Consider the following 23,115-nt stretch of genomic DNA (forward strand, 5'->3'; position numbering starts at 1 on the left):
CAACGTCGGCGCGTCCAGCGGAAGGCGCTGATTGTCAGCCATGCGAACTTGACGGGACCGTCGAACAGGTGCAATCTTTGCCCTGTGTTGGATGATGCTGGCCCAAGCATTGATCCCACAACACCGACCATTCGCGCAGACTGGCCGGAAAGAAGGCTGGAGTTCAAGCGGCAACGTCTTGCGGCAAGTTGTTCCACTTGCCTGCTGATTGACAACGTTGCCCGTCCGGCTGACCGGCGGCAGGTCCACGGATTGATGGGCCTGCCGCCGATTGTTTCAATGACGCCTCCCATTGTTTTGTTTGCTGGTCGTCTGCGGAGGAGCCGTAGGTTTGCGGTGTGGATTGGCGCGTGACGCTCGTCTTCCGCGTGTTGTCTCTGCGGAAAACCAATTATGGACGGGCGGCGGTGAAAGACCGGCTTTCATGACAGGCGGTCGGCATTAAAAATTAAATTTATGAAATGTTTCAGGACGCGGCAAAATTTTGCTTTCTATTGAGCAAGTTAATTGACAATTAACCAACAATCACCGATTTTTGGACAAAGCGCGGTGAAAAAATTGGCCATTCTTGTGACCTCGATTTGATCGGCGCTGTTGCATTGCCGCCAAGCCGCACCAATCTACCAATTCCGACCCTCTCCGTTCCGAAAGGTTCGACCGCATGACCGCAACGGGCGTCCTCCGCAAGGTGGCCAAGGCAAGAAGCCATGGGCGGCGCCACGCCATGGGACTTGTCCTGGCGGTTGTCCCGTTGCTGGCGAGTTGCCTTGGCGTGACGACGATCCCGCCGAACGCCTCTGCGCCCGAGGCGCGCTTGACGGCGGCGGCGAGCCGGACGACGGCGAAACCGTTGCCCAAGGTGAAGCCCGCTCCGCCAATGGCGACGTCGTCGCTTCCGATTCAAACGGCGTCTCTGCCCGACCTTGCGCCACAGGCGGAGCCAGCCGCGCCTCCAGCGCCGACACGTTCCCCCCCTCAGGCGACGCCCGACACGTTGGTTGGCCTGAACGAAGCCCAGACGGTGAAGCTTTTGGGCAGCCCCGCCACGCGGGAAGAGGCGTCGCCGGGTCGTATTTGGCGGTACGCCAAAGGCGGCTGTCGGCTTGACGTGTTCTTTTTCATGGACATGACCCTGTCCCAAGACTTTCGCGCCCTTTCTTACGACATGAAGAGCAATCCCAATGTCCCCGATTCAGACCGCCAGTGCTTTGCCCAACTCCTCGCTCAATCCGGTTCCGCCGGTGGATCCGAACCGAGGGCTGTCCGCAATGACTGAGCCTGCCGTCACCCGCATCGCGTTGGTGGACGACGACGACCTGTTCCGCGAATCCCTCAGCCTCAATCTGGCGGATGAGGGGTATGTGGTGGAGACGTTCGACCGAGGCCCGCCTTTGCTGGAGTTCTTCGCGGCGGGCAAGATCGTGGACATTGTGCTGCTCGACTGGCGCATGCCCGGAATGGACGGAATCGATCTGCTCCGCCAGATGCGGGCGCGGGGTATCGACGTCCCGGTGATCTTCCTAACCGTGCTGTCCGATGAAATTTATGAAGAGGCGGCGTTGGCGGGCGGCGCTTTGGACTTTGTCGAGAAGTCGCGCAGCCTGTCGATTTTGCTGAAACGGATCCGCCTGATCCAGGCGGGAACCAAAAGTGGTGGCGAGGAGGGCGGCGCGGCGGCGCAACCGGCCCTGCGCCAGTTGGGCAGTCTGGAGTTGCGGCTGGAGAACAGCCGCGCCTTCTGGAAGGGCGAGCGCGTCGATCTGACCCTGACCGAGTTCAACATCGTCAGCCTGATGGCCGCCCAGCCCGAACAAGACGTCTCGTATCGACAGATTTATGATCTGGTGCACGGCAAGGATTTTGTCGCTGGTTTTGGCCCATCGGGCTACCGGGCCAACGTCCGCGCCTTCATCAAGCGCATTCGGCAAAAATTCCGCGCCGCCGACGCGCAGTTCGACTGCATTGAGAATTACCCCGGCTTTGGCTATCGCTGGGGGCAGGAGGGGGGGGCGGTTGGAGCCTCCGTGGACGAGGAGTCGCCGGATCGCGCTCGTGCCGACTGACACGCGGTCGGGCGGCGGGCGTGGCGTGTGGGGCGCCCGTTCGGCCTTGGGGCGCTGGCTGTGGCATTCCCTGGCCAGCCGTCTGATGCTGTTGGTCCTGGTCTTTCTGACCGTGCCGGTCCTGCTCTATGACCAGTTCCGCCGCGCCGACGAGGCGACCCAGCGGTTGCTGCTGAACAGCGCTCAACGTCAGGGCCAATTGGTCGCCCGGGCGCTGGAGCCGGAGTTGGTCAACGCCGACCGTTCCGCCCTGCCGACGCTGAGCGGGGCGCTGGCCCGGTTCACCGACGACCGCACGCGGTTGCGGCTGTTGGTCCGCCCGCGCGCCGGGGCGGTGGACGGGTTCTATTACGTCGCCACCGCGCCCAGCCTGCCGACCGCCGATCTGGATCAAGAGCGACGGCAGTTGGCGGCGCTGGGGATTCTGGACCGGCTGGGGGCCAGTTGCGCCGAAAACACCACCCTGGCCATGCGGGTTCCCCATTCGTCCGGCGGGGAGGAGGTGTTGTCCTCCATCACCCCGATCACCACGCCATTTGGCTGCTGGGCGCTGGTGACGAGCCATGCGACGGAGGGGTATGTCGCTTCGTCCTTGGGACGACCCTATTGGCGCACCCCGGCGGTGCAGGCGGCGGCGGCGGTTTATCTGGTGATGGCGGTTCTGGTCCTCGCCGTGCTGGCTGGGGTGTGGCGCAGCCTGCGCCGTTTCGGCGATCTGGCCCGTGACATTGTCGGCGGCGAGGGAGGCACGGGCGGGGGAGCGTTTGCCGCGCGCAACCGGGTGCCGGAATTGTCCGGGGTGGCCGAGGATTTCGACCGGCTGGTCGACACCCTGCGCGACAGCGCCCAATCCTTGCGCCGGGCCGCCGAGGACAACGCCCACGCCTTCAAGACGCCGATCGCGGTGATTCGACAATCCGTTGAACCGCTGCGCCGCGCCTTGCCGTCGGAAAACGCTCGCAGCCAACGGGCGTTGGCGATGATCGAAACCTCCGTGGACAAGCTGGACAGTCTGGTGTCCTTCGCCCGTCGGATGGACGAAGCCGCCGCCGATCTGCTGGCTCCGGCCCGCCGTCGGGTCGATTTGTCCGACTTGGTGGACCGTATGGCCGACGGCTACGCCGGAGTGTTGGCGGAGCGGCGGCTGCGCTTGCACGCCTGCGTCGAGGTTGGGTTGTTTGTCCGCGCCAGCGAGGAGACGTTGGAAACCATCGTCGAGAATCTGGTGGAGAACGCGGTCAGCTTTTCCCCTGCCGACGGTCTGATCTCGGTGCGCGTTGCCCGCGATGGGGCGTGGGTCGCCTTGACGGTTGAGGATGACGGGCCGGGGGTGGAGGCCGACAACCTTGACCGCATCTTCGAGCGCTATTTCTCCCAACGCCAACCAGGCCATGGCATGCCGAACGGCGAGCGAGGCGACGCTCAAGCGGATGGTCCCTCGGCTGACGGCGCGCATTTCGGCATCGGCCTGTGGATCGTCCGGCGGAATGTGGAGGCGTTCGGCGGGCGCGTCCGCGCCGAAAACCGCGCCGAAGGCGGCTTTCGGATGACGGTCGCGCTGCCGGTCGCCGGGTAAGGGTTACAGCTCCGCGTCGTGGGCGGGCAGCAACTCGTATTGCGGGGCGTAGCCGGGTTGCGCCTTGACGCGGTCGGCCCAAGCCTGAAGGTTCGGGTATTTCGCGGGATCGACCGCCGATTCGCTCAACAAGTCGATCCAGGGAAAGGCGAAAATGTCGGCGATGGTCAGCCGCTCGCCTTCGATGAAGGTCCGACCGGCAAGGTGCTGCTCGAACAGGGCGAGGCCGGTGGCCGCCGACGCGTCGATCCAGGGCAGGGCGTTGGCGTCGCCGTTGAACTTGCGCACCGCGCGGGCGCGCTGCACCGGCAGAAGCACATCGGCCAACCAGCTCAGCCATTCGGCCAAACGCAGTTTTTCGGCGGCGTCATGCCCGCCAAATTTGCCGGTCTGTTCGGCCAGATAGGTCAGAATAACGCTGGATTCCGACAGCGATTGCGCGCCATGGACCAGCGTCGGCACGCGCCCGAAACGGTTGATCGCCAGATACTCCGGCGTTTTTTGCTGCCCGTTGCGCAGATCGACGTGGCGGTAGGAGAAGGGGATCCCGGCCAGACGGAAGAACAGCCCGACGCGGGTGGCCGGTTGTGAATTGACGTTCCCGTACAAAGTGAAAGCGGCGGTCACGGTGTCTGATCTCCCTTCTTGAGTTGCGGCGGATCGCCGCAATGATCGGAAGCATGGCCAGAAATTAGGTTTGGGCGCCAGTGGGAAAAATGAGAATCAAATGCGCTCCTTGCGAAACAATATCTCGCCGCATGGCAGTGTTGTGTCTTTTTTGCTTCTCGCGATGGTTGCCCTGGTCTGCTTGACCAACGCACGCCATTTTAGTACAAAATATGCTGAATTTAAGCCAATGACCGCAACGGTTGTTGGTTGTTGTCCTCCTGGCGGCGTGATGATGGATACGGTCGAAAAAACCCGAACAATCCTGGTTGTTGAAGACAACATCTTGATGCGAAAGCTGTTTGTCCGTTGTCTTGAGGAGGGGGGCTATTCAGTCGTCGAGGCGACGGACGCGCGCGCCGTTCTTGACCTGATGCGGGATCTGCAACCCGATTTGGTTGTGATGGACATCGTGATGCCCAACCTGTCCGGCGTTGAGTTGATTAAGCAAATCCGCGCCGACTCCGATCTGGCGGCGACGCCTGTGGTGGCCGTCACCAATCTGGCGTCCCCGGCGGACAAGCGCCGCCTGGCCGACGCCGGATTTGACGGGCATGTCTCCAAACCGATCAAGCCGAAGGAGTTCCAGGCGGTGGTCGCCGAATTCCTGAAAGCGGTCGCGGCCTGACGATTGAGGCGCGGCTGCGGTTGGCGCGGCAGTTTCAGACGTTTTTCCAAGAATCCACGACAACAGGAACACCGCGACCATGGCGCGATATCTTGTCACCGGCGGCTGCGGCTTCATTGGCTCCCATCTGGTGGAGCGTCTTTTGGCGGCGGGGCATGAGGCGCGGGTGTTGGACGATCTGTCCACCGGCAAGCGCGCCAACCTGCCGGATTCGGTCCCGGTGACGGTCGGCACGGTCGCCGACCCGGCGGCGGTCGCGGTGGCGATGGCTGGGATGGATGGTTGTTTCCATCTGGCGGCGGTGGCCTCGGTTGACCGTTCCCGCGAAGCGTGGCTGGAGACGCACCACGCCAACCTGTCTGGAACCATCGCCGTGTTCGACGCCGCCCGCCGCGCCAACCCGCGCGGGCCGATCCCGGTGGTCTACGCCTCCTCGGCCGCCGTCTATGGCGACAATCCGAACATGCCGCTGGGCGAAGACGCCGCGACCCGCCCGTTGTCCGCCTATGGCGCCGACAAGCTGGGGTGTGAGCTGCACGCGCGCGTCGCTGACGGCGTTCATGGCGTACCGACGACCGGCTTTCGCTTTTTCAACGTGTTTGGCCCGCGCCAAGATCCGAAATCACCCTATTCGGGGGTGATTTCCATTTTTGCCGGGCGAATCGCCAAGGGGCAGCCGATCACCATCAACGGCGACGGCGAACAGGTGCGCGACTTCGTCTATGTGAAGGATCTGGTGCGCTGCCTGACCGCCGCGATGGACGCGCCCCGCGCGGGCGCCCCCGTCTTCAACGTCTGCACGGGGATTCCAACCACGGTCAACCGTTTGGCCGAGGTGTTGGCGTCCCTGTCCGGGCGCGTGCTGGATCGGACCTATGGCCCGGCGCGTCCAGGCGACATCCGGCTGTCCATTGGCGATCCGGCAAACCTGCGCGCCGCCTTCGGCGTCACCTGCGACACCCGTTTGGAAGACGGGTTGCGCGACACGTTAGAGTGGTTGGGGTGATCGGGCGGCGGGCGGTCGCGGGCGGACTGCTGGCCGGGGGAGCCTCCTTGGCGCTTCCCCGTGTGGCGCGCGCCGCGCCGCCTTCGGTTGGCGCCGGGGTGAGTTGGGCCGTCTATTACGCCGACAAGGAGCCGACCCGCGCCTTCGAGCCATACAAGCTCCTTGTGCTGGACAGCCGAAATCACCCGCCGCTGCGTCCGTTGAAGGATCGCGGCAAAACGCTGCTCGGCTACATCAGCGTCGGCGAGGTTGAGACGCACCGCCCTTGGTTTGATCGGGTCAAGGGCTGGGGCCTGCTGGACCAGGAAAACCCCAACTGGCCGGGCAGCTTTTACGTGGACGTTCGTGATCGTCGGTGGGTCAAGCTGGTGGTCGAGGAGTTGATTCCGGGCTTGCTGCACGCCGGTTTCGACGGCGTGTTCCTCGACACGCTCGACAACCCGCCGCATCTGGAACGCACGGATCCGAAGCGCTGGGCCGGGATGACGGACGCGGCGGCGCGGCTGGTCGCGACGATTCGGACCAATTGGCCGCGCATCCGCATCATGCAGAATCGTGGTTATGAGATCCTGCCGCAAACCGCGCGCGCCATTGACTATGCGCTGGGCGAAAGCGTCTACGCCGGTTGGGATTTCGCCGCCAAGACCTCCCACCTTCAGAGTGAGGAGGATTACCGCTTTCAGGTGGACGCCCTGACCGGGGCGAAGGCGATCAACCCGGCGCTGGGCCTGTTCTCGTTGGATTACTGGGATCCGGCGGACGCCGCTGGTCTGCGCGCCATCTACGCTCGCCAACGCGCCAACGGCTTTTCCCCTTACGTGTCCGTGGTCGATCTTGACCGGCTGGTCGCGGAGCCGCCACCGTGACGGCGTTGTTCCGCTGCCTGTGCCTTCTTCTGTTGATCGCGGGCGGCGCGGCGCGGGCCGCCGATCCCGTGGCGTCCACCGTGACGACGCCGCGCACGATTCTGGCTCTGGTGGATCTGCGCGAAGAAAAGACCATTCGTTTGAGCCGCATTCACGGCATGGTGGAGATGCCGCTGAACCATTTGGGTTTGCTGGTGGTCTATTGGGACGTGGCCGATGGGTTGCCCGATCTGGCGCGTTACCCCGATTTGCGCGGCGTCGTCACCTGGTTCGCGGGGGAACCCTTTGACGACGCGGGCGCCTACATCGCCTGGGCGGGGCGGGCGATGGATCGGGGCGTGCGCTTTGCCGTTTTGGGCCAGCCGGGCGTTCGTCGATCGGCCGGCAGAAAGCCGGTGCCGTTGGCGTTGACGAACCGCTTCTTCGCCAAATTTGGCTTGCGCGATGATGATGGTTATTCCGACCTGACCTACAAATCCCGTCCGGCGACGATGGATCCGATGGTCGGTTACGAACGTCCTCTGATCGGCGTGTTGCCCGGCTATCCGCTGTACCGCAAGCTGGACGCCCGTTTCACCTCCCATCTGGTGATGCGGCGAGGGGATGACGCGGCGACCGACAGCCATCTCGTCGTCACCGGACCGACCGGCGGTTTGACGACGGACGGTTATGGCCGCTATTACGATCCCGAAATCAACCGTCGCCAGTGGATCATCGACCCTTTCGCCTTTTTCCGCGCCGCCTTCGCCACCGACGATTTGCCCAAGCCCGACGTCACCACCTTGTCGGGGCGGCGGATCTATTTCAGCCACATCGACGGCGACGGCTGGCGCAACGTGACGGAGGCGGCCCCCTACGCCAAGGACAAGCTTCTTTCGGCGGACGTCGTGCGCAAGGCGGCGGTGGAGCCGTTTCCCGATCTGCCGGTGTCGGTGGCGCCCATCGTCGGCGATCTGGACCCAAGTTGGAAAGGCACGCCGGAATCGCTGGCCGCCGCCGCGCGGCTGTTCGCCCTGCCGCAGGTCGAACCGGCCAGCCACACCTGGACCCACCCCTTCCAATGGGCCTTTTTCAAGGATTACGACCCACAAAAGGAAACGATGTTCCAGACGGGGGAGGGAGGGCCGAGGCGCAGCGCGCTGGATCGGATGCTGGGGCGGTACGCGGCGGGCGACGCGGCGGAGACGGGGGGCGAGGGCGTCGACATCGGACGCTACGCGGTTCCCCGCGCCTATCTGCAAAAACCCTTCAATCTCGATCAGGAAATCGGCGGGGCGTTGGACTATTTCACCCGTCTGGCCCCGCCGGGCAAAACGGCGCGGCTGGTGCAATGGTCGGGCGACACCTCGCCGTTTGAAGCGGCGGTGGCGGCGGCGCGCAAGGCGGGCGGGCACAACATGAACGGCGGCGACGCCCGGTTCGACGCCGATTACCCATCGATCACCACAGTTCCGCCGATTGGCCTGCCGGTTGGAGCGGAGCGGCAAATTTATTCGGCGGGCAGCAATGAAAACACCTACACCGATTTGTGGACCAACCGCTTTTACGGCTTCCAGAACCTGATCCACACGGCGCGCAACACCGACAGCCCCATCCGACTGAAGCCTTTCAACATCTATTACCACATGTATTCCGGCCAAAAGGCGGCCAGCCTCAACGCTCTGCGCCGGAATCTGACGGCGGCGCGCGCGACGGAACTGGCCCCGGTCGCCGCCTCCACCTACACGTTGATCGCCGAGGGTTTTTACAACACACGATTCGAGCCGCTTGGCGAGCGGTGGTGGCGCGTGCGGGATCGCGGCGCGCTGAACACCCTGCGCTTTGATCGGGCGAGCTTCACGGCGGTTGATTTTTCCCGCTCAACCGGCGTTCTGGGGCAGCGCCACAGCCAGGGCAGCCTGTATGTCGCGCTCGACCCCGCCGTGGTGACGCCGGTGGTGGCGCTGATCGAAGGGGAGCGGGGCGACGTTCCGCCACCCGCGCCGGTCCCCTATTTGATCGAGGGGCGTTGGGCCTTTTCCGGGCTGCGGACGGATGGCGATGGCTTTACCGTCACGGCCAGCGGCTATGGCGATGGCGCGATGACGTGGCGGCTGCCGCTGACCGGGCGTTACACCGTGCGGGCGGAACGCGATGGTCGGCTGTTGTGGTCGAGCGAGGCGCAAACGGACGACCAGAACCGGCTGTCTGTCGCCATCGCGGTGTCGGCTGTCCAGCCCGTGACGTTGCGCGTGCAACGGCTGGCGCGGTAGGCTGGACGCGCCATGCCGATCAATCTCCTGGTTGCGTTTTTGATTCTTGCGATTGGTGTCGGCGCCAGCCTGCTGCTGATTCCGCGCGGGGCGGAATTGGCCTTGCAGAAGTTCCGCGACAGCGATTTTGTGAGCGCGCGCGCGGAGTATGAGGAGCGCTTCGCCAATGGCGACCACAGCGCCGCCACGGTGATGCCCCTGACCAAGCTGCATCTGGCCGACGGCTCGGTTGACAAGGCGATTGCTCTGATGGAGCGCTTTGTCGCCGACGAGCCGAAATCCGTCGATGGCCGTGAACTGTTGAGTCGTCTGTATCAGGACGCCCAGCGTCAGGGTGATTATCTCGACAATCTGCGGGAATTGGCCCGTCTGCGCGGCAACGACGAAACCTACCGCGAGTTGGCCTATCTCGCCGGGTTCCAGGGACGGCTTGACATCCAGGTGGAGGCGCTGAGCCGCTATTGCGAGCTGCGTCCCGACGACGTCCAGACCCAGCAGGATTTGGCGATGCTGTTGGCCTCGCAAGGCGATCACGCCGGGGCGGTGGACTGGTTGACGAAGGCCGACGACCGCGCCAACGGCGCCATCGAGGCTGACAGCCGCGAGTTGTTGATGAGCTTGCTGATCGACCTGGACCGGGAGCCGGACGCCTTCCAGCGCGCCCAGCGCTGGTTGGGGGAAGATCCCAAAGTGCCGGACATGATCGGTCTGGCGAGCCAGCTTGCCGCCGCCGCCCGGCCCGATCTGGGGCTGCGGTTGATTGAGCCGCAAGTCGCCAAGCCCGATCACCCGCTGGCGTTGGAGTTGACCTTCATCGACTTGCAACTCGCCGCCGGGCGCGTCGCCGACGCGCAGGCGCGCCTGAACGCCCTGCCGGGGCCGGTGGACGACGCGTCGTTTGGTCGTCTTCTGGCCTTGCAGATGAACGCGGGGCTGGAGCGGGCGGCGTCCGTCACGGCGCGCGGGCGGGATTTGCGGCTGGTTCCCGATTGGGTGCTGGCCGGGCTGGCCGATCTGGCTTACCGCGACCATGACCGCGCCTTTCTGGATCGTCTGGTCGGCGAGCTGGGGGACGGCTTTCTGGAAGACCGCCCGATTTTGGCCGCCAACATCGCGCTGGGCCGGGGCGACACAGCCGCCGCGATCCGCTGGGCTGAGCGTGGCGTGGCGGATGTCGGACAGTCCCTGTCGGATCGGCTGGCGGCGGTCCGCATTCTGGATCGCGCCGGGCGGCGCGCGGCGGCGGCGGCAGGATTCGACGGGTTGCCGTTGGCCGACGGCGTCGCCGACGATCTGCTGGACGAACTGGGGGCGTTGTTCCTCGACCTGGATCGGGCGGCGGCGGGCGTGGCGTGGTTCGAGGCGCGACGGCGGGCGGCGCCGTCGTTGTCGGCGGATCTGGGCTGGGCGCGGTTGGCGGCGCGGGCCGGGGATCCGTTGGCGGTCGCCGCGTGGCTGGACAGCCAGCCCAAGCTCGACGCTGGGTTGTTGCAGGACATCGCGTCCAGCGCGGTGGAGCGTGGCGCGGTTTCGTTGGCCTTGAAAGCGGCGGAACGGGTCTTCGCCATGGCCCCGACGCCACGCAGCCGCTTCGCCTTGGCGTCGGCCCTGCTGGCCGCCGGGCGGGCGGCGGACGCGCTGCCGCATTTGACCATCCTGTTGCCGCTCCAGGCCGAACTGGGCGCCGCTGTCGGAGCGGAGGTGGAAAGCGCCTATCTCGCGGCGCTGGACGCGACCGGACGGGTGGAGGAGCTGACCCGCTTTCTGGCCGCCAAACTGGCGCGTGGCGGCTTGTCGGACGCGGACGAACAGGCGTTGATTTACGCGTTGCTCGATCACAAGGCGTTCCGGGCGGCTTTGCCGGTCCTGCGCCAGCGGGCGCAGCGGCTGGGGGGCGAATGGCTGTTCGCCTACGCCGACGCGGCCCGGCAGGCGGGGGCGCTGGCGGAACTGGCCGATCTTCTGGAACAGCAACTGGCCGATCCGGCGCTGGACGCCGCTGGACGCGAACAACGGGCCTCGTTGCTGCTTGAGGCCGCTGGTCCCGAACGCGCTTTGCCGGTGTTGAAGCAGCTTGCGGCGGATAGCCTGACCGGACCGTGGGATTCCCTGTACCGGGAGGCGTTGACCAAGCTTGGCCGCAAGGCGGAGTTGCGGCGCTATCTGCTGGCGCGGGGAGCCGACGCCCGGCTGCCGCTGACCGACCGCCGGGCCGTGGTGTTCGCCCTGCTTGATCTGCAAGACAAACCAGGGGCTGAACGGATTCTGCGCCAACTGGCGACCGGGCAGGGACCAAAGAGCGAGGACGCCAGGCAACTGGCCTTCCTGTGGGGGCCGCGCCCGAAGGCGGCGGCGCTGGATTGGATCGAGGACCGCGCCCGAACGGCGGCGACCCTCGCCGATCAAGCGGGATGGTACGGCGTTCTGGCTGAGTTGGGCGGGGCAAGCCGGGTGACGGCCCGGTTGGGGCAGAATGGCGGCCCGACCGCCGCTGAGTTGAAGGTTCCCTACATCGAGGCGCTGGCCGCCGACGGCAAGGGCAAGGACTTGGCCGAGGCTGTCCATTCCGCTTTGGCGATGGAAAGAGATCCCGAACGGCTGCGCCGCTTCGCCCGTTTGGCCGAACAGACGCGGGAACGCAAAGCCTCAGCGGACGCGTGGCGCGCTCTGTTGGCGCAACGGCCCGAGGATGGCGAGGCGTTGCGCCAACTGGGAATGCTCGCCTTTGACGAAAACCGTTTGCCGGACGCCGAACGGCTGCTGCGCCGCTTCGTCGCGCGTGCGCCCGACGATTATGAAGCCTATTATTTCCTGGGCGAGGCGCTGACCGCGCTGCAACGGTCCAGCGCCGCCACGCCCTTTTATCAGACCGCTCTGGCGCAACTGCGCGCGGGCAAAACCCGCAACGACGCCGTGACGCAAACGGAGGCCAATCTGCTGAATCGGTTGGGCAAGGTGGACGACGCCGTGGCGCTGTTCGAGGGACTGCGCAGGCAACGGCCCGAGGACACGCAGCTCAGGGCCGATTACGCCTCCCTCCTCATCGAACATGGCCGTTTGCTGGAGGCGCGTCGTGTTCTCGGCCTCCCGTAAACGCGTCTTCGTCCTGTTGGCCCTGCTGGCCGCCGCCACGCCGATTCTGCCAGGGCGCTCGCAAACGCCGCCGCCGATGGCGCAGGTCGAGGTCACGCGCGAGGGGGGGCGGGCGCGCTTCGTCCTGCGCTGGCCGGGATCGGTGGCGACCGAGGAGATCGAGCGGCGCGGGCGGGAGCTGACCTTGCGCTTCAGCCGCCCGCTGGGCGGCGTGGCGCTGGACAGCGTGCCGGGACGGCTGCAAGGCTGGGTGGACAACGTCCTCTATGGCTATGACAGCCTGCTGCTGGTGCTGGCGGCGGACGTGGTCGCCGATGTCGCGGCGGATCGGTCCGGCGTCGCCGTCACCTTCACCAAGGAGGCGAAAAGCGTTCACGCCGCCGGCGCGGCGCTGGCGGAGCGGGTGGCGCGCCGGCGACTTGACTATTTTCGCGCCTTGACGCTGCTGGAAAGCGGGCAGGCGCGCGAAGCGCGCGCCCTGCTGCGCGACCGGGCGCAAAGCGGCCCGCGCGACGCCCAGTCCAGCGCCCTGCTGGCCCAAACGGAGGAACGCTTGGGCCGCTGGCGGGAAGCCGCCGCCGCTTATGACGAGGCGTTGGCGCAGACGCCCGCCGAACCGTCGCTGGTCGTCGGCAAGGCGCGGCTGCTGCATGAGAACGGCGACCGGGCGCGGATCGACACCGATTGGCAACAGGTGCGCGGGGCCGACGTCCAGCGGATTCAGCGGCTGACCGGAGTGATGAATCTTCCCGGCTCCAACACGATCACCTACGCGCTGGAAAACCGGCGCGTCGATGTTGACGCCGCGATTCACCGCGACGGCGCGCCCGCCCCCTTCCATGGCGCCCGCCAACGGATGGAGTTCGCCATCGCCCATGATTGGCCGGAAACGGAACGCTCCACCCTGTCTCTTTACGCGGCTCAGCGGGTGTTGGGCGTCGGCCTGACCCACCGCTGGAAAGATGAGGATTCGGAAACCCGCGCTGGTTTGATCTGGAGCGAGCCAAGCTTTGCCTTTCTTGAGGGCGTCATCGATGGCGGGCGACGCGACCGGCTGTTCGTTCAACATGAGAATCGCTTGTCCGACCGCTGGAATCTGAGTTTTGCCGTGGGGTACAATCGTTATGGGTTGTCGGGCGCCGCCGATCTGGCGCGCTCCGCCAGCGTGGAGGGCGCGTTGCGCTACGTGCTGAACCCGGAGGGACCGTTGACCAGCGTCGCCTATCTGCTGGACGCCGAATATGTCGGGCGGCGCGTGCAATGGGAGAACGCCCAGGGACAACCCTTCGCCCCCCTGCCAGCGGCGACGCGCGAGGTTCACGCGCTCCAGCTTTCGGTTGAGGATTGGATCGCCGATTATCTTCGCTACAGCGCGCAAATCGGTTACGCCTATGACCGGCGCGGCAAGAGCGGCCCGCAAGGGGCGGTGTCCTTGGGTTGGGAGCCGCTCGACGCGCTGGAGATCGGTGTGCGGGCCAGCCACGCACGATCGACCGCGCGCGGCACGGCGAGCGCGGTCAACGCGGCGGGAGGGTATCTGTTGTGGCGCTACTGAAGTCAAAGGGGCTGGAAATGGAACGAACGCAAGGCGCGCGCGCCATCATGGGTTCGATGCGGTCATTGATCGCGCTGGCGCTGGTGGCGGCGACGCTGGCCGCTTGCAGCGTTGGCCGCAGCGCCAACCGCGATTTCGCGCGGGCCGGGGAGAGCCTGCCGATGGGCGCGTCGGTGGCCGTGCTGCCCTTTGAAAATCTGACCAATTACCCCAACGCCGGACAGATCGCCGCCGATCTGCTGTCCACGGAACTCTATGGGCTGGGGCTGTATCAGGTGGCGGAGGCCAGCCGGGTCCGCAACCAACTGGTCACAGCCAAGATCGACGCCGAAAAGCTGACCGACGGCACCTACGCCCAGGCCGCCGGGCGCACGCTGGGGACCGACGCCGTCCTGGTCGGCAGCGTCTCGGAATATGGCTATCAGCATGGTTTGCGGGAGGAGCCGGTGGTCGGGCTGAACGCCCGATTGGTCCGCACGTCCGATGGCGTGGTTTTGTGGGCGTCCAGCCAGTCAGCGGCGGGCCGGGGCATTTTCAGCCGTGACAGCGTGAACAACGTCGCCCAGCGCGTCGTGACCCGCATGGCGGACAGCCTGCGCGACGCGGCGGACGCGGGCATGGCGGGCATGGCCCCGGCGGCGCCATGATCCACAGGACGATGACGGCCCTATGAGCGACTCCGCCGCCCCCTTCCAGCAAACGACCCAACAAACGGACGACGCGGCCCAAGTCGCGCCGCGCCGTTTGTTGGGCTTTCGTCGGGTGGCGTTGATTGAACTGACGTTGTTCTTTGGCGTGGCCTTGTGGATGGATTGGGCGCTGGGCAATGGCCAGCGGTTTGAAAGCGTGCAGCCGCATCCCTTTTGGATCCCGGTTCTGCTGCTGGCGATCCAGTACGGCACCAACGAGGGGGTGTTGGCGGCGCTGGCGGCGGCTGCGGCGCTGCGCGTCGGCAATCTGCCCGAACAGACGATTTCCCAAGATCTTTACCAATATCTCTACGCGATGACCCGCGACCCCATCCTGTGGCTGGTGGCGGGCGTGCTGGTCGGCGAGTTGCGGATGCGCCAGATCCGCGAGCGCGAGGATTTGCGCAATGGTCTCGCCATGGCCCGCAAGGAGTCCGAGGCCATCACCCGGTCCTATCGGGCGCTGAAATCGGTCAAGGAGAATCTGGAAACCCGCGTCGCCGGTCAGTTGCGCACCGTCTTCACGCTCTATCAGGCGGCCAAGGCCATCGACAAGCTGGACGAGGGCGAGGTGATGCTGGGCGTCGCCGACCTGATCCGCACGGTGATGAAGCCGGACAAATTCTCGCTGTTCCTGCTGAACAACGACGTTCTGGAATCGGTGACGAACGAAGGGTGGGACGAGGAGCAGGACGGTTACGCCCGCTGGTTCGACCATTCCTCGTCCCTGTTCGAGCGGGTGGTCGGACGCCAGCGTCAACTCTGCGTCACCCGGATCGAGGACGAGCGCATCCTGAACGGCGAAGGCGTTTTGGCCGGCCCCCTCATCAGCAGCGACACCGGCGAAGTGGTCGGCATGATTAAGATCGAAAGCATGGGATTCACCGATCTCAGCGTCAACACGGTGGAGAATTTCCGCATCCTGTGCGAATGGATCGGCACCGCGCTGGCCAAGGCCCGGCAATACAGTCTGGCCAACGAACAGCGGATCATGACCGACGATTCGCTCTATTCGTCGCACTACATCGGACGACAGGCCGAATTTCTCGCCCTGCTTGGGCGTCGCATGGGGTTTGAGACCACCTCGATCACCATCCGCCCGTCGGGTCTGTCGCGCTTGTCCGCCGGTCAGCGGGCGGAATTGGCCACAGCCATCGGCAACGCCGTGCGCGAGAGCCTGCGCGACACCGATTTGGCCTGTGATTTCGGCAACCAGGGCGGTTCCTTCGGCGTCGTGCTGACCGGCACGCCGCTGGAGGGCGCGAAGCTGGTGGAGGCCAAGCTGGAAAAGGCGGTGCGCGCCTCCCTGCCCAGCGGCCTCAGCCGGATTCCGATTTCCTTCACCACGCAAAAGGTTGAGGCGCGGGAATGAGGATGGGCGCGCCATGTCCATGACCGACGGCGTTCTGGAAGAGGCCCCCAACGCCGGAACCGGCGATCTGACCCTGGCCGGGCTGCTGGTCTTGGCGGGCGAGGCCGGGTTGGCGCTGGGCGCGGCGAATCCAGCGCTGGTGATGGCGCGCCTGCCCGCCCTGCCGTCCGATCTTCCGTGGCCGACTCACTTGCCGTTGATCGCCGCCCTGATTGGTCACGGGTTGATTTGTGGGGTTCTGGTCCTGTGGGCGCGCGCCCGCGCCCGGCGCGGCTTGGATCTGCGGTTGGCCGGGCTGATGCTGGTGACGACGCCGGTGTTGGGGCCGCTGGGGCCGTTCTTCACCCTGCTGACCACCGGGCTGCACGCGCTGTTCCGCCGCTACGCCACCGGCTTTCAGGATTGGTATCTCTCGCTGTTCCCGGAAAGCGAGGTCGAACCGGCGCAGGAGCTGTATGAACTGATCGTTTCGGGCCGGGAAACCGCCCATCTGGCGGCGGGGGAATCCTTCACCGACGTGATGTCGGTTGGCACGCCGCAGCAAAAACAGGCGGTCATCGCCCTGGTCGCCCGCCATTTCCGCCCCGCCTTCACCCCCGCCCTGAAAGCCGGGCTGGGCGACGCCGACCCGTCCGTTCGCGTCCAGGCCGCCACGGCGACGGCGCGGGTGGAGCATGAGTTCAACGGACGCTGGCAAAGCCTGGACAACGCCGTGCGCTCCAACCCCGACAATGTACCGACCCGCGCGGAACTGGCCCGGCATCTGGACGATTACGCCTTTTGCGGCCTGCTCGACGCCAACCGCGAGGCGGAAATCCGCGAGAAGGCGTTGGACGGCTACCGCCGTTGCCTGGAACTGGCCCCCGACGACGACGACATCCGCCACGATCTTGGCCGTCTGCTGCTGCGTTGCGGGTTGGCGGAGGAGGCGGCGATGCGGTTGGAGCCGTTGATCGACCGCGCCGCCGACCGCCGCATTCTGTTCTGGTACGCCGAAAGCCTGTTCCGGCTGAAGCGCTACGCCGATCTGCGCGCCCTGCCGCAACGCCGTCCCGACCAATTGGGCAAAGACGTGCCGTTGCCCGACGCGCTGCGCGACGTCTTCGCCCTGTGGCGCGACGACGAGGACGCGGCGTCCGACATCCCGTTGAGCGTGGCGGCATGAGCGCGGCGCAAAGCTCACCCAAGCCCCCCTTGCCGGAGGGGGCGGCGGCGCCGTTGGCCGACGTCTGTTTGCTGATGGAGGGATCCTATCCCTATGTCGCGGGCGGCGTGTCGACCTGGACGCACGACCTCATCAAGTCGCACGCCGATCTGACCTTTCACGTCGTGGCGCTGGTGGCCGACCGCAACGCCCGCAAGCTGGCCTATGAGCTGCCCGGAAACGTCACCGGACTGACCCACGTCTATTTGCAGGATCCGGCCCCCGGCTGGCGCTGGATGCCGGGGATCAAGGGCTTTCTGGCGGCGATGGAGCATCCGTTGCGCCGCTTGCAGCAGGGCGGCGGCTTGGCCGAGGTGGCCGACGTCGCCCGCCTGATCCACAAATCGCGCGGGCGGGCTGGGCGGCGGATCCTGCTGAACTCTGAAGACTCCTTTCACATGGTGGTGCGGATGTGCCGGGCGGCGCTGCCCGACGCGTCCTTTCTGGAGTATTTTTGGGGATCGCGGGCGCTGATGAGCGGGCTGTTCGCCACCATGCTGGCGCCGATGCCCCGCTGCAAAATCTACCACGCCATTTCCACCGGCTACGCCGGGCTGTTCGCCGCGCGCGCCGTGCTGGAAACCGGACGTCCGGCGGTCTTGACCGAACATGGCATCTACACCAACGAACGGCGCATCGAAATTCTGATGGCCGAATGGCTGTTCGAGGGCGCGGACACCTCGCTGGCGCTCGACAAGAAAAAGCGCGATTTGCGGGATTTGTGGCTCGACACCTTCGCCAGCTACTCCAAAGCCTGTTACGACGCCTGCGACAAGATCGTCACCTTGTACGGCGGCAATCAGGAGTTCCAGCGCCGCCAGGGCGCCGATCCGGCGAAATTGAAGGTGGTGCCGAACGGCATCGATTATGACGGCTATTCCAAGGTGAAGCGCGAGGAGGCCAACCGCCCGCCGACCATTGCCCTGATCGGGCGCGTCGTGCCGATCAAAGACGTGAAGACCTACATCCGCGCCGCCGGAATCCTGCGCGAGGACATCCCCGACGTGAAGGCGATGATCCTTGGGCCGCTGGAGGAGGATCCCGGCTATGTCGAGGAATGCAAAACCATCGTCAAGCATCTGGGGCTGGAAGACACGGTGATCTTCGCCGGGCGGGTCAAGCTGACCGACTGGCTGGGCCGGGTGGACGCCATCGCCCTGACCAGCGTCAGCGAGGCGCAACCGCTGGTCATTCTGGAGGCGGGCGCGTCGGGCGTGCCGAGCGTGGCGACCGACGTGGGGTCCTGCTCCGAACTGCTGCTGGGGCGGCCCGACGAGGATCCGCCGCTGGGGGCGGGCGGGGCGATCACCCCCCTGGCCAGCCCGTTGGACACGGCGCGGGAGTTGCGCGCCCTGCTGCTCGACCGGCCATGGCGGGAGAAGTGCGGGGAGGCCATCGCCAAGCGGGTCGCCCGCTATTACGACAAGGTGGAGATCGACCGCATCTACCGCGCCATCTATGACGAGCACATCGCCAAGCCCGACCGGCCCACCCTGTTCGACCCGGATTTTCGCGGAACGGACCATTACCAGACGGGGATCGACTGATGGCGGGCATTGGCTTCGCGCTCCGCAAGCTGGCGCGGCGCGACGATCTGCTGGGGGTGTTGCAAGGCTACGCCCATTCGGCCTTCATCACCTCCGGCCCCTGGATGTTCACCATCCTGGCGCTGGCCGGGATCAATTTCGTCGGGCGCGACATGGTGGGGTTGGAGGAGCTGGCCCTGTTCCGCGTCGTCGTCATCTACAATTTCTGTTTCTCGGTGGTCTTCACCGGGCCGTTGGTGCTGGTCGCCACCCGCTATCTCGCCGACGCCATCTATTCCAAGGAGGTGGACGCCGCCCCCGGCATGCTGCTGGCGACGCTGGGTTTGGCCTACGCCATCGCCGCCCTGACCGCCGGGCCGTTCTATCTGTTCTTCAGCGATCTGCCGACGCCGATCATGCTGGGCGGGCTGGTCAATTTCTTTCTGGTTTGCGGCATCTGGGTGGTGTCGATCTTCCTGTCGGCGCTGAAGGATTATTTGTCCGTCACCACCGCCTTTGGCGTCGGCATGCTGGTCGGCATCGCCACGACGGCGCTGTTCGGCAGCCTGTACGGCGCGGCGGGGATGGTGTGGGGCTTCTCGCTGGGGCTGGCCGGGATTCAGTTCGGGTTGATCGCGCGGGTGTTCGCCGAATACCCCTACAAGGTGGCGCGGCTTTTCGCCTTTTTGTCCTATTTTCCCAAATATTGGGATCTGGCCTTGATCGGTCTGGTCGCCAATCTGGCCGTCTGGTCGGACAAATGGGTCATGTGGTTCGTGCCGGAACGGGAAATCATCTCCGGCGCGATGGTGATCTACACCGAATATGACAGCGCCATGTTCGTGGCCTATCTGACCATCCTGCCCGCCCTGACCCTGTTCACCGTGAACATCGAAACCCGCTTCTTCGAGCATTACCAAGGTTTCTACCGCGACATCCAACAGCACGCGACCTACGACCAGATCGCCCGCAACCACCGCTCCATCATTGCGGCGCTGCTGGAAAGCTGCCGCAATCTGGTCATCCTGCAAGGGGCGGTGTGCGCCGTCACCATCTTCACCGCCCCCGCCATCATCGGAACGCTGGGGCTGCATTACCAGCAGATCGGCATGTTCCGTTTTGGCGCGTTGGGGGCGTTTTTCCAGTCGATGTTCCTGTTCTGCACGGTGATTCTGGCCTATTTCGATCTGCGGCGGCGCAATTTGGCGGTTCAACTGATTTATCTGGCGGCGAATGTCGGTTTCAGCCTGCTGTTCAGCGACATGGGGTTCGCCTGGTACGGCTACGGCTATTTCCTCAGCTCCCTGTTCGCCTTCGTCGTCGCCTATCTGATGGTGGCCGACGCGGTGCGCCGTTTGCCCTATTTCGCCTTTGTCGCCAACAACCCGTCCGTGCGTTGACCATGTCACTGTGGTAACATTGCGCCATCGGTCACGCTGGGGAGAGGGTGGAATGTCGCGGGCGCTGGTTGGTTCCGTTTTCGCGCTGTTGGCGGCGGGGCTTCCCTTGGGCGCGGCGCTGGCCGACGACATCCCCAAGACGGATTGGCCGCCGACCACCCGGCATTCCCTCTACCGTTCCCTGCCGCCCCGGACCTACGCGCCGCGCATCCTCTACGCCCCCGCCCGCGCCGTCTACAAGCTGCCCAAGGGGTTGGACGGTCTGGCGGCCTACGACAAGGCGCTGACCCAGGCCTGCATGGCGGGAACCTTCCAGCAGAAGAGCGACGGCTATTACTGGGCGGTGACGCCGGAGCGGCGTTACGGCGTCGCCTTTTCCGGCGGGGCCAATCTGGAGGATCCGCAGAACAAGCGGCAGCCCGGCAAGGTCTATTTCTTCCTCGACCAGGACGCGCGCTGTTCGGTGTATGTCGGCGATCAAGCGAAATTGATGCCGAACTACATTCCGCCGGTGTGAGCGGGAACAACCCTGGGATTGCCGGAAACCATCCCCATATAGGGGCGATTCTCCCTGTCCGGTGATTGAGCGGCGACCGTGCGTTTTCCCGATCTGACCAATGTTTTCGACGTCGGCGCCCTGATGGAGACCAACGTCCGTCTGGGCGTCACCGGCCTGCGCCGGTCGGGCAAGACGGTGTTCGTCACCGCCCTGGTGGACAATCTGCTGAAGGCGGGGCGGCTGCCCTTTCTGGACGTGGTGTCTACGGGCCGCTTCCAGGCGTCGCGCCTGCGTCCGCAGCCCGATCCCGACGTGCCGCGCTTTGACGTCGAAGGCCATCTGGCGGCGTTGACCGGGCCGGAACCGCGCTGGCCGGAGACGACGAAGGGCATCGGCCAGTTGCGCGTTTCCCTGCGCTACCGGCCCGGATCGGCCTTGATCCGCACGGTGCAGCCGATGGCGACGCTCAACCTCGACATCGTCGATTACCCCGGCGAATGGCTGCTCGACCTGCCGCTGCTGCGCCTGAGCTTCGCCGAGTGGAGCGCCTTGACGTTGGATCTGGCCGCCCAACCGCCGCGCGACCGGCTGTCGGCGCCGTGGCGCGGCTGGCTCGGCGACATCGACCCGGCGGCCCCGGCGGCGGAGGACGACGCCCGGCGCGGGGCGGCGCTCTACACCGACTATCTGCATGATTGCCGCCGCGCCGACACGCTGCTCAGCCTCATCCAGCCGGGCCGCTTCGTCGAGCCGGGCGACCTGAAGGACGCGCCGCTGCTGACCTTCTGCCCCTTGCCCGGCGGCGCTTGCGGGCGCGGCAGCCTGTGGGAACTGATGGATACTCGGTACGAGGCGTACAAGACCAACGTCGTCCGCCGTTTCTTCGCCGATCATTTCGCGCGGCTCGACCGCCAGATCGTGTTGATCGACGTGTTGGGGGCGCTGAACGCCGGGCCGTTCGGCATGGCCGACATGAAGCGCGCCCTGGAATTGAGCCTGGAGCCGTTCCGCCATGGCTCCTCGGGCTGGTTCGACTGGCTGTTCGGCGGCAAGATCGACCGGGTGTTGTTCGCCGCGACCAAGGCCGACCACATCGCCGCGCACCAGCACGCGCATTTGCGCGGCCTGCTCGACCAGTTGGTCGGCAACGCCCGCTCCGCCATCCGCTTCGACGGGGCGGAGGTGGAGACCATGGCCATCGCCGCGCTGAAATGCACCGACAGCGTGACGGCGGAGCATGACGGGCGGCAATTGCGCTGCGTGCGCGGAATCCCGGTGGGACGCGACCGCCCGACGGTGCTGTTCCCCGGCGAAATCCCGGAGGACGCCGACGCCTTCCCGCCGGGGCGCGAGCATCCATACAATTTCCTGCCCTTCCGCCCGCCCGCCGATCTGGGCCGCGACTCGCGCGGCCTGCCCCACATCCGGGTCGATCAGGCGCTGCAATTCCTGCTGGGGGATTATCTGGAATGAGCGAGCATTCCCACAGCGCGCGCGGCGCGGCTTGGACGCCGCCGATGGAGCTTGACCTCGCCGCCGCCGCCCCGCTGCCGGTGGCGGAGGAAGAGGCGCTGTTGACCGACAACCGGCTGGAGACTCTCCCCACCGCCCCCGATCTGCCGGACGCGCCCGGCCCGCCGCCGCGCCGGATCGGGCGCTGGCTGGTCGGGGCGGTCGCCGGGCTGTTGCTGGTGGCGGTGGGGCTGGACACGGCGGATTTGCTGGCCCGCGCCTTCGCCGCCAGCGCCGTTCTGGGCCTGGTGACGGCGCTGCTGGTCGCCGGGGTCGGCGTGGCCGTCGTCGGCTTGCTGATTGGCGAATGGCGCGCCCTGCGCCGTTTGCGGCGGATCGAGGCGTTGCGCGGCGAGGCCGAACGCTTGAGCCTTGACCAGACTCACGGGGCCGCCGCCCGCTTCGCCGGGGCGCTGACCGCGCTCTACGCCCCGCGCGCGGAGTTGCAACCGGCGCTGGCCCGCCTGCGCGACCATGTCACCGACGCGCACGACGACGGCGACATCGTCCGCCTGTTGGACCGGGAGCTTCTGACGCCGCTGGATCGTCTCGCCCACCAGCGCGTGTTGCGGGCGGCGCGGGACACGGCGGTGGCGACGGCGCTCAGCCCGTCGGCGCTGCTCGATCTGGCGGTCGTGCTGTGGCGGAATCTGACTTTGGTGCGCGAGATCGCCGCGCTTTATGGGGCGCGGCCCGGCTATTTCGGCTCGCTGCGGCTGACGCGCCGGATGCTGGCGAACATCGCCGTCGCGGGCTTGAGCGAAAGCGCCCATCATGTGGCGGTCGATGCGCTGGGCGGCTCCATCGCCGCCGCGATCTCCACCCGGATGGGTCAGGGCGTCATCAACGGCTTGCTGACGGCGCGCGTCGGGCTGACCGCCATGCATCTGTGCCGCCCCATCGCCTTTGGCCCCGACAACCAGCCCAGCCTGACCCGCATCCGTAAGGAATTGCTGACGCTGCCCAAACAGGTGCTGTGAGGGCTACCGGCTTCACACATCTTTTTCTTGCCGCAACCAATTGAAATAAAATGGCTTTCTCGTCATCCCCGCGAAGGCGGGGATCCAGAGTTTGTCAGACGAACCCTGTGGGTAAGCCTGGATTCCCGCCTTCGCGGGAATGACGGAGAAAAGTTCTTTTTCTTTCAATGAGTTGCCGAAACCAAAGATGTGTGAATGCCATAGGTTGTGAGGGAGGGGCGAGGCGAC

At 65.9% G+C, this 23,115-nt stretch carries 18 protein-coding genes; 17 read left to right on the forward strand and 1 reads right to left on the reverse strand.

Annotation, left to right across the window (positions count from 1 at the left end):
* Positions 1 to 661: 661 nt before the first annotated feature.
* Genes ACODS4_RS03080 through ACODS4_RS03090 form a run of 3 tightly spaced genes read left to right on the forward strand, consistent with a single transcriptional unit; the run spans position 662 to position 3,639 of the window.
* Complete coding sequence (locus tag ACODS4_RS03080; protein ID WP_488860605.1) at positions 662 to 1,276, forward strand: hypothetical protein; 615 nt, start codon at positions 662 to 664, stop codon at positions 1,274 to 1,276.
* Positions 1,269 to 2,063: a response regulator transcription factor gene (locus ACODS4_RS03085; protein WP_488860607.1), complete on the forward strand. Its 795-nt coding sequence runs from the start codon at positions 1,269 to 1,271 to the stop codon at positions 2,061 to 2,063. Before ACODS4_RS03080 ends, ACODS4_RS03085 begins: the two co-directional genes overlap by 8 nt.
* Positions 2,053 to 3,639, forward strand: a complete 1,587-nt coding sequence (locus tag ACODS4_RS03090) for a sensor histidine kinase (RefSeq protein ID WP_488860610.1) — start codon at positions 2,053 to 2,055, stop codon at positions 3,637 to 3,639. The genes ACODS4_RS03085 and ACODS4_RS03090 overlap by 11 nt, the downstream gene beginning before the upstream one ends.
* A gap of 3 nt (positions 3,640 to 3,642) precedes the next feature.
* Here the strand turns inward: ACODS4_RS03090 and ACODS4_RS03095 are convergent, their stop codons facing one another.
* Positions 3,643 to 4,266: a glutathione S-transferase family protein gene (locus ACODS4_RS03095; RefSeq protein ID WP_488860612.1), complete on the reverse strand. Its 624-nt coding sequence runs from the start codon at positions 4,264 to 4,266 to the stop codon at positions 3,643 to 3,645.
* A 100-nt stretch (positions 4,267 to 4,366) separates the two neighbouring features.
* On the opposite strand from ACODS4_RS03095, the gene ACODS4_RS03100 reads away from it, so the two are divergent.
* From ACODS4_RS03100 to ACODS4_RS03165, 14 genes are all read left to right on the forward strand, one after another.
* Complete coding sequence (locus ACODS4_RS03100) at positions 4,367 to 4,933, forward strand: response regulator (protein WP_488860614.1); 567 nt, start codon at positions 4,367 to 4,369, stop codon at positions 4,931 to 4,933.
* Between the two features lie 79 nt (positions 4,934 to 5,012).
* Positions 5,013 to 5,939 (forward strand): NAD-dependent epimerase/dehydratase family protein, encoded by a 927-nt coding sequence (locus ACODS4_RS03105; RefSeq protein WP_488860616.1) that lies wholly within the window; start codon positions 5,013 to 5,015, stop codon positions 5,937 to 5,939.
* Positions 5,927 to 6,805 carry a glycoside hydrolase family 191 protein gene (locus ACODS4_RS03110; protein WP_488860618.1) on the forward strand — a complete coding sequence of 293 codons (879 nt, stop codon included), beginning with the start codon at positions 5,927 to 5,929 and terminating at the stop codon, positions 6,803 to 6,805. Before ACODS4_RS03105 ends, ACODS4_RS03110 begins: the two co-directional genes overlap by 13 nt.
* Entirely contained in the window at positions 6,802 to 9,057 is a 2,256-nt protein-coding gene (locus ACODS4_RS03115; RefSeq protein ID WP_488860620.1) for a polysaccharide deacetylase family protein, read from the forward strand. Before ACODS4_RS03110 ends, ACODS4_RS03115 begins: the two co-directional genes overlap by 4 nt.
* 12 nt (positions 9,058 to 9,069) lie before the next feature.
* Entirely contained in the window at positions 9,070 to 12,150 is a 3,081-nt protein-coding gene (locus ACODS4_RS03120) for a tetratricopeptide repeat protein (RefSeq protein ID WP_488860622.1), read from the forward strand.
* Complete coding sequence (locus tag ACODS4_RS03125) at positions 12,131 to 13,705, forward strand: tetratricopeptide repeat protein (protein ID WP_488860624.1); 1,575 nt, start codon at positions 12,131 to 12,133, stop codon at positions 13,703 to 13,705. The genes ACODS4_RS03120 and ACODS4_RS03125 overlap by 20 nt, the downstream gene beginning before the upstream one ends.
* 17 nt (positions 13,706 to 13,722) lie before the next feature.
* A complete protein-coding gene (locus tag ACODS4_RS03130) occupies positions 13,723 to 14,352 on the forward strand; it encodes a GNA1162 family protein (protein WP_488860626.1) in 630 nt (209 codons plus the stop codon).
* A 22-nt stretch (positions 14,353 to 14,374) separates the two neighbouring features.
* Positions 14,375 to 15,766 carry a GAF domain-containing protein gene (locus ACODS4_RS03135; RefSeq protein ID WP_488860628.1) on the forward strand — a complete coding sequence of 464 codons (1,392 nt, stop codon included), beginning with the start codon at positions 14,375 to 14,377 and terminating at the stop codon, positions 15,764 to 15,766.
* Between the two features lie 13 nt (positions 15,767 to 15,779).
* Complete coding sequence (locus ACODS4_RS03140; protein ID WP_488860630.1) at positions 15,780 to 16,931, forward strand: tetratricopeptide repeat protein; 1,152 nt, start codon at positions 15,780 to 15,782, stop codon at positions 16,929 to 16,931.
* On the forward strand, positions 16,928 to 18,517 hold the full coding sequence (gene pelF / locus ACODS4_RS03145; RefSeq protein WP_488860633.1) for a GT4 family glycosyltransferase PelF: 1,590 nt from the start codon (positions 16,928 to 16,930) through the stop codon (positions 18,515 to 18,517). The genes ACODS4_RS03140 and pelF overlap by 4 nt, the downstream gene beginning before the upstream one ends.
* A complete protein-coding gene (gene pelG, locus ACODS4_RS03150) occupies positions 18,517 to 19,896 on the forward strand; it encodes an exopolysaccharide Pel transporter PelG (protein WP_488860635.1) in 1,380 nt (459 codons plus the stop codon). Before pelF ends, pelG begins: the two co-directional genes overlap by 1 nt.
* Positions 19,897 to 19,948: 52 nt before the next feature.
* Positions 19,949 to 20,413, forward strand: a complete 465-nt coding sequence (locus tag ACODS4_RS03155) for a hypothetical protein (protein WP_488860637.1) — start codon at positions 19,949 to 19,951, stop codon at positions 20,411 to 20,413.
* A 78-nt stretch (positions 20,414 to 20,491) separates the two neighbouring features.
* Positions 20,492 to 21,868: a YcjX family GTP-binding protein gene (locus ACODS4_RS03160; protein ID WP_488860639.1), complete on the forward strand. Its 1,377-nt coding sequence runs from the start codon at positions 20,492 to 20,494 to the stop codon at positions 21,866 to 21,868.
* Complete coding sequence (locus ACODS4_RS03165; protein ID WP_488860641.1) at positions 21,865 to 22,887, forward strand: YcjF family protein; 1,023 nt, start codon at positions 21,865 to 21,867, stop codon at positions 22,885 to 22,887. Before ACODS4_RS03160 ends, ACODS4_RS03165 begins: the two co-directional genes overlap by 4 nt.
* Positions 22,888 to 23,115: the final 228 nt, after the last annotated feature.

Source organism: Azospirillum sp. FG154, assembly GCF_057809575.1.